This window comes from Microbulbifer variabilis, assembly GCF_052468405.1.
Map to the genome: position 1 here is coordinate 2,871,738 of NZ_CP174343.1, position 13,583 is coordinate 2,885,320.

The 13,583-nt window shown below is 42.7% G+C and carries 14 protein-coding genes; 4 read left to right on the plus strand and 10 right to left on the minus strand.

Annotated features, from left to right (window positions below; all coding sequences use genetic code 11):
* The 7 genes from ACJJJB_RS13150 to ACJJJB_RS13180 all read right to left on the minus strand — a co-directional run bounded on the left by ACJJJB_RS13150 (position 1) and on the right by ACJJJB_RS13180 (position 8,350).
* Complete coding sequence (locus ACJJJB_RS13150) at positions 1-1,338, minus strand: hypothetical protein (protein WP_444946343.1); 1,338 nt, start codon at positions 1,336-1,338, stop codon at positions 1-3.
* Complete coding sequence (locus tag ACJJJB_RS13155; RefSeq protein ID WP_353376134.1) at positions 1,335-1,871, minus strand: acyltransferase; 537 nt, start codon at positions 1,869-1,871, stop codon at positions 1,335-1,337. Before ACJJJB_RS13155 ends, ACJJJB_RS13150 begins: the two co-directional genes overlap by 4 nt.
* Positions 1,872-3,065 (minus strand): glycosyltransferase family protein, encoded by a 1,194-nt coding sequence (locus tag ACJJJB_RS13160; RefSeq protein ID WP_353376133.1) that lies wholly within the window; start codon positions 3,063-3,065, stop codon positions 1,872-1,874.
* A 101-nt stretch (positions 3,066-3,166) separates the two neighbouring features.
* Positions 3,167-4,189 (minus strand): NAD-dependent epimerase/dehydratase family protein, encoded by a 1,023-nt coding sequence (locus tag ACJJJB_RS13165; protein WP_444946342.1) that lies wholly within the window; start codon positions 4,187-4,189, stop codon positions 3,167-3,169.
* Between the two features lie 111 nt (positions 4,190-4,300).
* Positions 4,301-5,578: a Vi polysaccharide biosynthesis UDP-N-acetylglucosamine C-6 dehydrogenase TviB gene (gene tviB, locus ACJJJB_RS13170; protein WP_353376131.1), complete on the minus strand. Its 1,278-nt coding sequence runs from the start codon at positions 5,576-5,578 to the stop codon at positions 4,301-4,303.
* Positions 5,579-5,640: 62 nt separating this feature from the next.
* Positions 5,641-6,738, minus strand: coding sequence for an LPS O-antigen chain length determinant protein WzzB (locus tag ACJJJB_RS13175; protein ID WP_353376130.1), 1,098 nt, complete (start codon positions 6,736-6,738; stop codon positions 5,641-5,643).
* 1,177 nt (positions 6,739-7,915) lie between these two features.
* Positions 7,916-8,350 (minus strand): GNAT family N-acetyltransferase, encoded by a 435-nt coding sequence (locus tag ACJJJB_RS13180; protein ID WP_353376129.1) that lies wholly within the window; start codon positions 8,348-8,350, stop codon positions 7,916-7,918.
* 28 nt (positions 8,351-8,378) lie between these two features.
* Here ACJJJB_RS13180 and ACJJJB_RS13185 point away from each other — a divergent pair, with 28 nt between their 5' ends.
* On the plus strand, positions 8,379-8,978 hold the full coding sequence (locus ACJJJB_RS13185; RefSeq protein ID WP_353376128.1) for a tRNA-uridine aminocarboxypropyltransferase: 600 nt from the start codon (positions 8,379-8,381) through the stop codon (positions 8,976-8,978).
* Positions 8,979-9,069: 91 nt separating this feature from the next.
* Here ACJJJB_RS13185 and ACJJJB_RS13190 read toward each other — a convergent pair whose 3' ends face one another.
* A complete protein-coding gene (locus ACJJJB_RS13190) occupies positions 9,070-9,252 on the minus strand; it encodes a hypothetical protein (RefSeq protein ID WP_444946341.1) in 183 nt (60 codons plus the stop codon).
* A gap of 251 nt (positions 9,253-9,503) precedes the next feature.
* Between ACJJJB_RS13190 and ACJJJB_RS13195 the strand changes: the two genes are divergently transcribed.
* Together ACJJJB_RS13195 and ACJJJB_RS13200 are read left to right on the plus strand one after the other, a co-directional pair.
* A complete protein-coding gene (locus ACJJJB_RS13195) occupies positions 9,504-9,671 on the plus strand; it encodes a hypothetical protein (protein ID WP_353376127.1) in 168 nt (55 codons plus the stop codon).
* A 38-nt stretch (positions 9,672-9,709) separates the two neighbouring features.
* The gene (locus ACJJJB_RS13200; RefSeq protein ID WP_020411347.1) at positions 9,710-10,117 is read left to right on the plus strand and encodes an SbtR family transcriptional regulator; all 408 of its coding nucleotides are present in this window, start codon (positions 9,710-9,712) and stop codon (positions 10,115-10,117) included.
* 90 nt (positions 10,118-10,207) lie between these two features.
* Here ACJJJB_RS13200 and ACJJJB_RS13205 read toward each other — a convergent pair whose 3' ends face one another.
* A complete protein-coding gene (locus ACJJJB_RS13205) occupies positions 10,208-10,978 on the minus strand; it encodes a sulfite exporter TauE/SafE family protein (RefSeq protein WP_020411348.1) in 771 nt (256 codons plus the stop codon).
* 3 nt (positions 10,979-10,981) lie between these two features.
* Positions 10,982-11,770, minus strand: coding sequence for a TauD/TfdA family dioxygenase (locus tag ACJJJB_RS13210; protein WP_445365031.1), 789 nt, complete (start codon positions 11,768-11,770; stop codon positions 10,982-10,984).
* 301 nt (positions 11,771-12,071) lie between these two features.
* Between ACJJJB_RS13210 and ACJJJB_RS13215 the strand changes: the two genes are divergently transcribed.
* Positions 12,072-13,259: a glutathione S-transferase gene (locus ACJJJB_RS13215; protein ID WP_444946339.1), complete on the plus strand. Its 1,188-nt coding sequence runs from the start codon at positions 12,072-12,074 to the stop codon at positions 13,257-13,259.
* Positions 13,260-13,583: the final 324 nt, after the last annotated feature.

Below are 13,583 nucleotides of genomic sequence, written 5' to 3' on the forward strand. Positions count from 1 at the left end.
TCATTCCTCACGTTGACAGAGAGCTTTGCCAGGCAGAAAGTTATGAAAAGATAAATTTCGCGAAAAAAACCAACCTACGAATAAGACTAGCAACACCATTACACCAGCCAACCCATGCATAAGTTGATTATTGGCATAGCTAAATATCAATCCCATGGAAAAGTATATAAACAATGGGCCAGCAAAAGGGTTACTAGCTTTTATTGCCTGCAACCAAAGCCTCGCATATAAGAATGAAAAAATTGGAGTAAGAAATAGAACACCAATAAAAGTTATATCAGAGGCAAGCCATGCAAACAAAGAATGCCACTTATCAAACCCCCAGCCGTAAACTTCACCTACACGATATGGGTAAGTCTGCTCTAAGACAAAACCATCTGTAGAGAGACCTATCTCTACAATCCTACCGATAGAGTAGGAGTTCCCAACAAAATAAGACCACTCGAATGGCAAATTTAGGCTTAAATACAACCCATAAAGCCCGTTTGAAAAATAACCTAGAAAAATGCCTAGTGCTAGCGTATATTCAGAACCTATAAGGTTAAAAAACAAAGAGCTCTCATCCCATTCAATCAAGGGATGCGTTTTCAAGTGAATATTATCAAGTCCAATACCTGCAGCAAGGTAACGCTGCCGAAGAATCTCTAAGAAAAGGAAGAAAACACATAATCCGATCAAACCAAAAACACAAAAAGTTCGAAAATTCAACTTCCTGCCTTTGGCTGCAAAATTGATCAACATACAGAAAAAAGTAAATATTACTATATCACCCAAATATTTCTGCTTACCACTTCCAACCACATTAACCAAAATAAAAGTTATCAGTATGAAACAAAAAGCACTCTTGGCAAGCAAACCCATTGTTCGATAATAATAGATAGAAAACAATAAAGCCAAAGTGATTAAAGCTTGACCAAAAATATTCAAAATATAAAAAATATCAACTCGAGCTTGTCCACGCTCATACCCCTCGTAACCTTTTACATAATTTGCACCGATGTCCCCAAGGTTCAATTTACCACCTAAGGCGAGAAAGGAGTACCAATGCGCAATGGAAGTTATCACAGCGAAGAACAAAAGTGTGCTAATGAAGAAGGAGACTCTCTGAGCAGAGATAGAGCGTACATCTAGGTTAAATGAATCTATCCGATATTCCCCTCTAGCCCCCAATATAAAACCAAAAGCAAACAGAAGCACCAAAATTGTTATGAAAGGAATCAGAACAAAATAATCAAGATCTTTATATTCAATTGGTCCTAACGTCAAACTTAATATGACGAAGCAGGAATACCCAATGTATATATTAAGAGGGAGGTATCGATAACTAAAGATCTTCATTTTATCTTAAACAGATCCTTATATGCCGCAACTTTTTCGCGGCCAGTTAAATGTCCAATTTTCAGTGATTTCCTTTGAGCTCGAACCAAAAAATCTTCTGTCGTACCGATCTGCTTTGCTGGATTTCCGGCAACAATGGATCCATCAGGAACACTTTTAGTTACAACAGAATTGGCCCCCACAATACACTGACTGCCAATTGTTACATTCGGTAAAATCAACGCTCCCATACCTATAAACACATCATCGCCTACATGAATTTTCCCTGCCAGCTCAAGGTCAGGAATATCTTTCCGGAAAGGCAATGTTGAGCCATCATGACAAACGAATTTTGCACCAATACTGATATAAACATTATCCCCCAAAGTCACTAGGTAAGGCTCTGAACTGAACATTGAATAACTAGAGCCGTATATGGTTACAAAACCCTTTAGTTCAACCCCAATTTTTCTTGCATAGGACGTGGGAAACAACGCGGCATGTAGCATATTTAGCGGTGCTGTAAAAACTTTAAGCAATCTACGCACCTTCATTCAAACCTCCACCTCTGTAATGAACTCAGAGACCATATCCAGATAATTCCCATAATCAAAAGTTCGCGAAAAATAAGCTTGCTGCTTGATAGTGTTGACTTCGGACGCTGATAAAGACATCAATCTTTTTATTAAAGAGAGTTCATCACCGCGATCAGCAAGAAATAGGCCGTCACTATCGGAATATCGATCAAGGCAAATCATTTTGTTTGAAATTACTGGCGTGCCGCACGTTATTGACTCCGCTAGTTTTGAGGGAAATCCGGCCAATGTTACCCGTGTTTCATCACGAAAAAAAATACTAAAATCAGACTCAGCAATACGCTGCAAAACCAATCGATTAGATTGCCTTCCCTTAAAAACTGTACATTTTGCCATATCGAGCAACTTAGCAGAGTGCTCAGGAAACACTCGAAGATAATCCTCTAACTCAATCCCATAAATTTCGAAGTAAAAATCCTCCCCCTCACTATATAATTTATGGAAAATTTCAACACATACGTCGAGGCGTTCCTTAAGATTATTTCGCTCCTTGTTCACTCTGTCTACATCAAAGGGAGAGCCGACATATATAAACTTTTTGCGAAAAGAGCATCCGCGATGAGGTGGCGAAGGAAATCTGCTTACATCAAATAAGGTAGGGAGCTCAACGACTGTTTTCCCTTTGGATACGTAGAAATCAGTGAGATACTTACTCGTAGTAAATATGCCGTCGGCTAGGCGGTGAATAAAATTCATTCGCACCGATGTATCCAAGAATTTTATCACTTGACGTGTAAAATTTCCTGCGCCAGCATCATACCACTCCGTAGCATCGGCGATTATTTTTATACCAGTGCGCTTACAAATTAGTTTTATTTGACCTTGAGCCAGTGCAGGATAATTATAACAAATCACACCTACAAGACTGTTGGAGGGATATTTTTTTAGAAACTTAAGTATCGAACTCAAACCAAGGATATATCTCAACCATGCCACAACTCTCCTAGGGTAGGGAACACTCCAACATTCGAAGTCAAAAAAGTCTTTACGCAAAAGCTCTGTGCCGGCCACCCTAGAGCTATCAACGCCTATAAAAACAACCTCGTAACCAAGTTCACGCAGGATCTTGCCATTCGCAATAACACGGTGGGCAGCGGCATTTCTATCAGGTAACTCGAAGCCGCCAACGTAAATTATCGTTCCTTTACTCATTCTCTTAACCAAAAGTCTTCACATTGAAACGACCAGCGCCAAGAAGATATAAAAGGCTTTTTGCAAATCCAAAAATCACCCGTTATTCTAAGCACAATAAGTTATTTAAACAACTCAATGTACCATGGCATATCTCGCCAAATACCTTCCTGAATACTAAATTTTGGGCAATAACCAAGCTTAGTTATTGCCTTATCGATGTTTGCTTGGGAGTGGCGGACATCACCTTCACGAAACTGACGATAGATTACCTGCTTGTTATAGGCAATATTATGATCTGCAAGGGCTTCCTTAATATAAACGAATAGTTGATTCAAGCTTGTTTTAGCACCTACAGCTACGTTATAAACCTGATTTTTCGAATCAGCTTCAGCGGTAGCTGCGAGCAGGTTCGCCTGAACAGCATTTTCAACAAAACAGAAATCGCGACTAGTTTCACCATCACCATTAATGAATACATCGCCACCATTAATCATAGCGGCAGCCCATTTAGGAATCACGGCAGCATAGGCCCCTTCTGGATCTTGGCGTTTACCAAACACGTTGAAATAACGAAGGCCAACCGTTGCAAATCCATAAGCACGATCAAAAACTTCGGCATACAACTCATTGACATACTTGGTTATTGCATAAGGTGACAGCGGTTTGCCAATAATATCCTCAACCTTGGGCAATCCTGGGTGGTCACCATAAGTAGAGCTACTTGCCGCATAGGTAAAACTCTTTACCTTCGCATCGCGCGCGGCCACCAACATATTTAGAAAACCGTCAATATTTGTTCGATTAGTAGTAACAGGGTCTTTAAGTGAGCGAGGTACCGAGCCAAGTGCAGCTTGATGTAAAACATAGTCTACATCACTACATGCCTTATGGCAGTCCTCTTGATCGCGTATATCACCATTAATGAATCTAAAGCGCTCCCACTGTTCCTGGCTGACCGAAGCACGCACCTCATTCAGATTTCGCTGATGCCCTGTCGCAAAATTATCCAAACCAACTACATATTGATCGAGCCGAAGAAGAGCTTCTAATAAGTTAGAACCGATGAAGCCAGCTACTCCAGTAATCAACCATCTTTTTGGGGAGTCAGGCAGTGTTTGTAATATAGTTTCGTAACGCGTCATGGATTCATTCGAGAAAGTGAGTTAATAATTTAGTCACAGAGCTTCCACTCAAAAGTGGTAACTCATCATTATTTCCTAGGTGTCCCATACATAAAGTAATTGAACTTGGAATTACAGCCGTAAGTCCGAATCTTCGCAACTTAATAGGTACTTGAGATCGTAAAGAACATGTTCAGCCTTGCCGAGACGTCGGATTTTGCTAACACCTAAATCCCTAAACTCGCTATGTGCTACTGCGAGAATTATTCCATCATAAGCATCACTTGTAGGCTCCAGCACCGGTATAATTCCATACTCACTCTGTGCCTCTTCAACATTTATCCAAGGATCATAGACATCCACTTTAATATTGTAATCCGCCAGCTCACGAATAATGTCTACTATCTTAGTATTACGCAAATCTGGGCAGTTTTCTTTGAAGGTCAACCCCATTACCAATACACGGGCACCATCAACATGAATACGCTTTTTAAGCATTGCCTTGACAAGTTGAGACGCCACATAAGCCCCCATCCCGTCATTTAAGCGCCGTCCAGCAAGGATGATTTCTGGATGATACCCAATACTTTCAGCCTTATGGGTTAAATAATAAGGGTCCACCCCTATACAGTGGCCGCCTACCAAGCCTGGTCGAAACGGCAAAAAATTCCACTTAGTGCCCGCGGCCCTCAAAACAGCCTCAGTATCGATATTCATTCTGTTAAAAATAAGCGCGAGTTCGTTTATTAGCGCAATATTAAGATCGCGCTGAGTATTCTCAATTACCTTTGCAGCCTCTGCAACCCTGATACTTTCTGCCTTATGTGTGCCTACGGTAATAATCTGCCGGTACAAAGAATCAATCAATTCAGCAATTTCTGATGTTGACCCTGAAGTGATTTTTGTAATTGTACTTAAGCGATGCTCCTTGTCCCCAGGATTGATCCGCTCTGGACTATACCCAGCAAAAAAGTCAATATTGAATTTTAGGCCAGATGCTGCTTCTAACACCGGAATACAATCTTCCTCCGTTGCACCCGGATAAACCGTCGACTCATAAATGACGATGTCGCCCTTCTTAAGTACTTTCCCAACTGAATGTGAGGCCTTGATAAGAGGAGTGAGATCAGGCGTATTATGCTCGTCAATTGGTGTTGGGACCGTAACAATGAAAACATTGCACTTTGCCAGATCGCTCAAATGAGTAGTGAAGCGCAACCCCTCTGCCGCCACAAGGTCGTCATCACTAACTTCCATAGTTGCATCATGACCCGCGGTTAGCGCATCAACTCGGGTCTGATTGACATCAAACCCAATCACCGTACGGCACTTTCCAAATTCCACTGCCAACGGCAAACCAACATAGCCAAGACCAATAACAGCTAGTCTCAGTTCATCCAATTTTTGCATAACGTAAGGGCCAAAAATCAAGAAAATTAGAAGTTAACAGGAGCCACCAAGCACGCCAACACTTATCGGGAGCCAGCCGAAACTAAACCATCAAGGCTAACGCTTTCTTGGGAATTATTTGGGTACCCATTTAACATCAGACGAACCAGGGCGATCAAAAAGCCAAGCATTCCACCAAGAAGCACTCCTAATACCAAGATCAACGCTTTTCTTGGTTTAACGGGGGCATCAGGTATTTCAATCGGGCCATCTAAACGAGAAACACTAACGTTCATGGAGGGGGCCAGAGCATTTTGGAGGGTGGTGTGCTGCTGCTCCAAATAGCGAAGCGAGGGGATAAATGGCTCATCCGCAGTACGGCCTTCCAAAACCTCAATCTCAGAACGCAATGCTCTAGTGCCACGCATATACATTAGGTCGCCATTCATAAAGGCCGATAACTGTTGGGAAATTTGTCCGCCGATAACCGGGGGAGCCTCCAACCCTACGGCCTCAGCTACAGTCAAAGCTTCTCTAAGCTTCGCTAAACGATCATTTTTGTGGATCTCTGCAAACTTCCTCAGAGTATTTAGTTCCCCCTGGATCTGCTTGCTTTTCACTTCGACTTCTCTCTGTGTGTTACGTAACACCTCGGCAGTAGATTGTCGAGTAACTTGATCCAAGTAGTACTGAGCCCAATCAGCAGCCTTAAGTGGGTCGGAGTGCTTAACGATGACGGTGTGGGCTATCTGACCTTTAGCTGGGAGCTGGACTTTCAGTAACTTACCAAATTTTTTGTATAGCTCATCCCGGGATCCAGAGCGTTGTTCGTTATCAAGGGATGGCAAGTACACATTTTTAAAAAACTGATTGCGGCTCCCCTCAGAACGCAGATTACGAGTAAATACAGAATAAACATCAGTCACTGAGAAGGGGGCAAGCCCAGTGTTTTCACTTCGCGCTATATTAAATCCAGTAATATCGCTGAGCACAGGCGGCAATACACCAATACGCGCCTCGTAAACTGGCTTACTAAGAAACGCATATAGGGCAGCCCCCAAGGTAACCACGAGTGTTACTATCGCTATCAACCACCTTTGACCCCACAATCCCTGAACCAACGCAGTTATATCAATTTCATCATTCCCTGGTGCACTACTTGAATGATTGGCGCTAGTCACTGTTAATTACCTTATTTTGATTGATTTTTACTTGCCGCAAGAATAACAATTTATATCTTAGGACCTTGGCGTACAAAACCGAGCATTCTGCCATTGCTTTTGGGCATTGCAACCCCCATACACAAAAGAAGCTGATCGATAGTAGTATTTTGCTATCAAAGAGAGCCAACCTTCCCTTTCGCTGTTCGGCAGATTCCCGAAAAAGCACTATAAAAGTAGATATTTCAGTAATTAGAAGAGCGGTTTTGAACGAGCAAGAACCTCTTCGAGCCAAAATATCGCAAGCTTACCCATCGGTGGTGCGAGCGCTTATAATTTTAGGTCGCTCAGAGCAGGCTAAAGCTAATTCGTACCCACCATAAACCAAACAAAAATTGAACGGCATTAAGTGGATTGAACCCGGAAAGCCTAACCTGAAGGAACATATGATCATCACATAAAAGGACCATTCTATACGATCCGGCCAACAACTTACAGGTAAAACACCTCCATAAAAATTAACCCTTCAAAGTAAAGAGTTATAAGATTTCTAAATCTTATACCTTCCACTCATGACACCTAAAGATAAAGTTGACTACAGAACACTCACTCCGCCACAGGCTGCCTTGACCTCTCATCGCTTTATCCGGCTTGGCGTGATTCAATAACAAGGAACAACTACTTTAAATAAAAAACAGAAAACACTCACAAATTCACTGTGAGACTGCCTTTAAGGCAGCTAACTCCCTTCCTGCCTATCGAAATCAAACAAGTATCCCCCTCTCATCAAACAGCTTCTGTGGTTAGCGGGGTGAGCACTCAAGCCCGCTTCATACCACTAAAAAGAATGAAATGCAGCCAACTTGATCAAAAATCAAACTAAACAGGTGCCTATGCAGTACCAAAATCCCAAAGAAATGATGGCTTTATCGAATAGAGACCCCCAATAGTCGGGCCTGAAACCACCAGGCAGCACCGAATATATCAAGTAACCCTGCTTTGCATGTCCATAAGATGGTTAACCCTGAGTGCTTAGCCCTACTCTCGCCTTAGATTCAAGAGTTAATATCTAATGAACTGCCTGCCATTGGGGAGTGAAGGCTTAGAAAGGTATAAATTTCATTGAAATACAAGGGTGCTCAGGCTAGCCAGTTCTAGCAACTACTCAACCCTAAAAGTGAAGGCACTATTAAGCTGCTCACCTATGCGTCATTACTAAAATTCCACGCCCCTGCTTTAGATAGCTGTGATATAGATCCTTGACAGGCTCCACTAACACCTCAGCGTCCACTCGATCAAAGCCAAAAGATAAGTAGAAGGGCTCTAAGTGGGTATAGGGAAATGCATAAGTAGCCTGATCGAAATGTTTCGCCATTAACTCCAACAATCTGCGCGCGACTCCCCTGCCCTGGTGCTCCCGCGCCACCGAAACCCCAGCAAGCAGCCTGAAGGTGTCGTACCCCCTTAAGTAGCCACAGGCTACAATCTCCCCCTTTTCATCCCGCACCACGGCACAGTCCTCATAACGCCTAGCTTTGCCTCGAAAGCCATGCATGCGATAAAATTTATTCGCCAGTGGTATCTCAATATCTGACAACCACTGAGCCCGATAGGAAGGCTGTGTTAACGTCATAATTCCGCCTGCATGATGTAGAAAAGAAATGCCCAGAAAAACCTGTGATACCTGCCTGCGCCCACAGAATGCGTGCTACTGTACCGCTCTGGTAAAGGTAGCTAATACCATAAAGGTGCTGATCATACAGCACCCTCTAGAGGGGAAGCACCCATTTAATACCGGGCGTATGGCGCATCTTTGCCTCAGTAACAGTGAGATGATCATTGCTGAGAAGCTCTCAGGCTCAGAACTGGATACACTTCTCGACACACCTTCAGCGCTCCTATACCCATCCCTAGGTTGGCTACCCGATAATATTGACTTGGATATCGATTCCTTTATAAGCGACAGTGACAACAACCAACAACCGGTAATTACACAGCTGATAGTTATTGATGCTACCTGGAAAAAGTCTAAGAAGATTCTCCACTTAAACCCTCAACTTCAAACCCTTCCCAGAGTCAATCTCAGCGGTGGTTTAAAGTCCAATTACACAATTCGAAAAACCTCAATATCAAATGGTTTATCAACAATTGAAAGTATTGTCCAGGCAATGCAACTGCTTGAACAAAAAACTGATTTTCAAAGATTACTAAAGCCATTTGAGAGGATGATCGCCTTACAGAAACTTAGCTACCTGAACTAACCCTACTCGCCCCAACCCAAGTATTATTTCTACTATATGTGTTATTCCCCCTTAAAGGTATCAGCCGACCTAATTCCTTTAGCTAATTCCCCTACGGCCACAAAATCCCTTCATTAACAATTTGACTTACAAAAGACTCATTAAAAACTGGCCCCCCATAACCAGCCAGTAAGAGCTGCTCGGAAATATTCGTTTTCAACCCATGCAGCCCTAAGAACGGGCAGGCAACATGGCCAAGCCATGACTTCTTGACGACATCTTCATAAAAAAACAATAGTTAACACCTTAAATCGAAAAATATGTCGCAATGTCCAGACTAATACGTCTTTGCCTAATAGAAGAAGGCATAAGATGACTCCATAGGGATTAGACAGCTCCTTATGTCAAATAGATTACCGTATTGAAGTCACATGAAGATTAACCAATCGGACGCTGCCAACGGTAACGCCTTTCTGGAGTTGTCAGAGGAAAGGCCCAAGCTATTAATTTTCATCAGAAAACGAATCCGCAACACACAGGAAACAGGTGAAAGACCAAAAGGCCCAAAATAAGCGCGCCTTGCGCGCAGACGCAGTGCGTAATGAGGATGCGTTACTGGAGGCAGCCAAAGAGGTATTTCAAATTTCAGGCGTGAATGCACCCGTCAGAGAGATTGCCGCTAAAGCCGGCGTGGGTATAGGTACCCTGGTATAGTTACCCTGTACCGCAGGTTCCCGCAGCGGTCAGACTTGGTGGCCAGCGTATTCCGTCGAGAAGTGGATGACTGCGCTGCGGAAGCCGCCACCCTTGCTGCTGAAAAGAGTCCGCTGCAAGCGCTAACCCTCTGGTTAAAGCGCTATGTTAATTTTCTCGCTGCTAAAAAAGGATTGGCCTCAGCCCTCCATTCCGGTGATCCTGCATTCGAAGCACTGCCAGCCTATTTCCGTGAAAATTTCGAACCGGCCTTGAGTACACTACTCGCTGCAGTCATGAAATCCGGAGAAATTCAGGAAGAGGTTGATCCCTTTGATCTATTACGCGCGATCGGCAACCTGTCTGTCACCAGCAGTGAAGACGATATTCAACACACATATCGTATATTGGACTTACTGATTAAGGGATTGCAGTTTACTGGAGGTACCACAGGGAAAGTAGGGTAATGCTTTTACATGTAAATTAATAATGGGGCTAGATGCAGCCCCACTTATCAATTAACTCATGGCGTTGTAGATATCCTCTTCTCCATGGTTTCATGTCACTCCTGCCTCAATAGATACCAAATTTACCACCCCTTGATAGACCAGCAAACACATAAAAAAAGATAAAGCATATCGAATCATCGAGCGATATCGATCGCTATCAATTCTAGTCTGTAACCTAAAACCTACCACCAACCCTAAATAGGCAGCAATAGTTATTATGGATAACGGAATAAATTCAAATTCGTTATAGGTTAGGTACAAAGAAAGAATCGCAAGCTGCATCAACTTACCGATAAAAAAGCAGATATTTGAGACAAAAATAATTTCCAGCTTGGATTTGGTCATTTCAAGCAGGTAGATCATAAGAAGTGGCGCGATAGCATTTGTAGCGCCGCCTATTAATCCTGCCAACAGGCCCATTAGAACTGCAAAAAACTGTGGTCTTTTCGATAACGCAGATAAGTATTTTCTCAAGACTCCAGAGAACAGGTAAATTAATATGGACCCTGCGAGTAACAGCTTTAGAATATCAGGGTTAACCCATGTTAACAGCCATGCTCCCGACAAACTTCCCAACGAAACAAGAAGGATAACCAAACTATATTTAGATAAGTCAATCTGAAAACTCCTACATTTATATAAGCTTGATACTATCACCAACAGTGAAGGTACCATCGTTAAAATAACAGCAGTTTTCAGATCATAGACCAGGGCCAGAATGGGGGTTGAGAGCATTGGAAAGCCAAAGCCCAATGCTCCATGGAATAAGCCTGCAATCAATATTAAAAGCAAACCAACTAAAATTATCTCTATCGCCACTCGCTAAGCAACCCTCAAAGTAGCAGGCATATTGAAGCGTATGCGCTTAAGGTGCCTCTTCTTATCCTTTATCTTGGTCCTAGCATGAAGATAACGCCGATTATCCAACAATAATATTTGATTATCACCCAAATGAAATCTAAACATATTGTGTGGCAGCGAAATCTTCAGCTCAAGTTCACATAATGCCTCCAGCTCATCCTTAGAACAAAGGCTTCGCTCGATAATATCATACCTATATCTAAACCCATGGCTTTCATCAATTAGGGTCGCCTCAATAAAGCTGGCTTTTTTATGGAATTCTTCTGGCACTCTTAATCTAAATCTCTTATTTGAAAGTACTTGAAAAGCTCTCTCGCTAAGGCTCTCAATAATCCTATCAGCACATACCAAAACACTTTCACCTCCTCCAAGAGTATCTGCTCTCACCACATGAAGGCCGAAGTACCCTGGCATTTCCTGCTCAAAGGCACCATCATTGTGCAGATTAAATTCCCGGTCGCTATGCGATATTGCAAGTGCCTCATCTCCTGTTTCTCCACCAATCCTAACGTCCCATACTGTGCGCCCCCTTCCATCATGTTCATGAATTAAGCCTATGGTACTGATTATATTCTTCATAATTTCGGCTGAATCATCTGGGAAGCCCAACCGTATTAGTACAATACTTTTTTTAAGTAGTGCTATTTTATAACTTTCATATTCATAGTCAGAGTTCGAGCCTAAATTAAAGCAGCAATAATCTGGAACCCTAAGTGGTATAGCATGAGATGATAAATGTAACGATGACATAGCTAGCTCCCTCTATGGTTTCACAATTTCCAACGTAAGGTATGTCTGCGATCACTGACAATCAATGAGGAGCAAGCTTTATGCCAGAAATGATCAGCGCATCACAAATTTTCGCATTTTAACAATTGATTATTCCCTGAGTCATCTATCAGCTCCAACAACGTAGCTGTACAATATACTCAAGAGCCCAAATACCGGATGTACCTGTAGCTAGCTCTAGATAAGTGATAGCGATACCCCCACTCCGTCTGTAGACAGTTTACTTTCAGCGCGTTTGATCCGAGAATCTTAGGAGCACTAGATGAGCGAAACCTATAAGTTATATGGTATGGCTGCCTCCCTTTATACTGCCAAGGCCCGTAGCTATCTGCGTAAGCAAGGGATTGATTTTAAAGAGTACGGTGTCAATAGTGATCACTATAGCCAGCAACTACTTCCTGTGCTGGGCCGCTTTATTATGCCCGCCATAGAAACGCCAAACGGCGAAGTAATTCAGGACAGCTCAGATATTATTGAGTACTTTGAACGGAAAAATAGTACTCACAACCCCGCCTACCCGACCAGCACTGTTTTACAGGTAATCTCGTACTTATTCGAACTATTTGGCGGAGAAGGCTTACTGCGGCCCGCGATGCATTATCGCTGGAATTTTGATACCCAGAACCTGCAGTATCTCAAGAACGAGTTTGTAGCGGGACTCGCTCCTCCCAATGCTGACGAGGAAACAGAAAATAGTTTGTTCGGCTTTGCCAGCAACCGTATGCGGAAAGCCTGCCAAGGCTTTGGAGTATCGGAACAGAGTGCAGCTTTGATTGAGGCATCCTACAAAGAGTTCCTTGATCTTTTCTCTCACCATCTAAAGAAATTTCCCTATCTATTGGGACATCAACCTACTTTAGGTGACTATGCACTAATGGGACCATTATATGCCCACTTGTATCGGGACCCAGTACCCGGAATGTTGATGCGGCAACACGCCCCTATAGTTGCCCGCTGGGTGGAGCGTATGAATACAACTGAGGATTGTTGGGTAGAACATATGGAGTCAAATTCTCCCCTTATTGACCCAGCATGTCTCCCACCGACCTTAAAGGCCTTAATGCGATATATTGCTATAGAGTACTTGCCGGAGTTAAAAGCGCATATCCAGTTTGCTAATAGTTGGTTGGATCAGCACACCACCTTAAAAGCTGGAACCAATGGTATGGATAACCCAACTGCTCGAACAATTGGGCAGGCTGAGTTTACTTGGAGAGGTATCCGCTTAAAAACACACGTACTGCCTTACCGTTTTTATCTGCTACAACGCTTGCAAGAATGTTACCAGCGCGCCAATCAAAAAGAACAAGATGCTATTAAGTCACTTTTTACTGAAGTAGGTATCGATTCTCTACTGACACTCACTACAAGCCGAAAGGTAGAGCGGCATCAGTTTCTTGAGGTATGGGGAGACTTACGCGCTATTAAAGAAACACCTGAAATTTCATAAGAAACTAATACGTTAATCAGGGATTGGGAGCAATCTAAATACGCCTTTGCTCCCATTGCACTTTAATAAACAATTACATCTCTTTAAGCCGATCGCCGATTAATTATTGCTGCCAAATAAATTTGCGTAGATACTACTGTAAATCTCGTGTTTCGTTCAGCTCCAAATAGCTTTAGTTCCATTTACTTTATCTAAAAAAGAAACTGATACTCTTCCAGTAGCAATTCGTTATCACATTTAGAGTACTCGCAGCTTTGTGAATTCTAGAGGCCCATTTATAGGCTGTTTGATTCTTCAAGCGTGCGCATATAGAAATATAGGCGC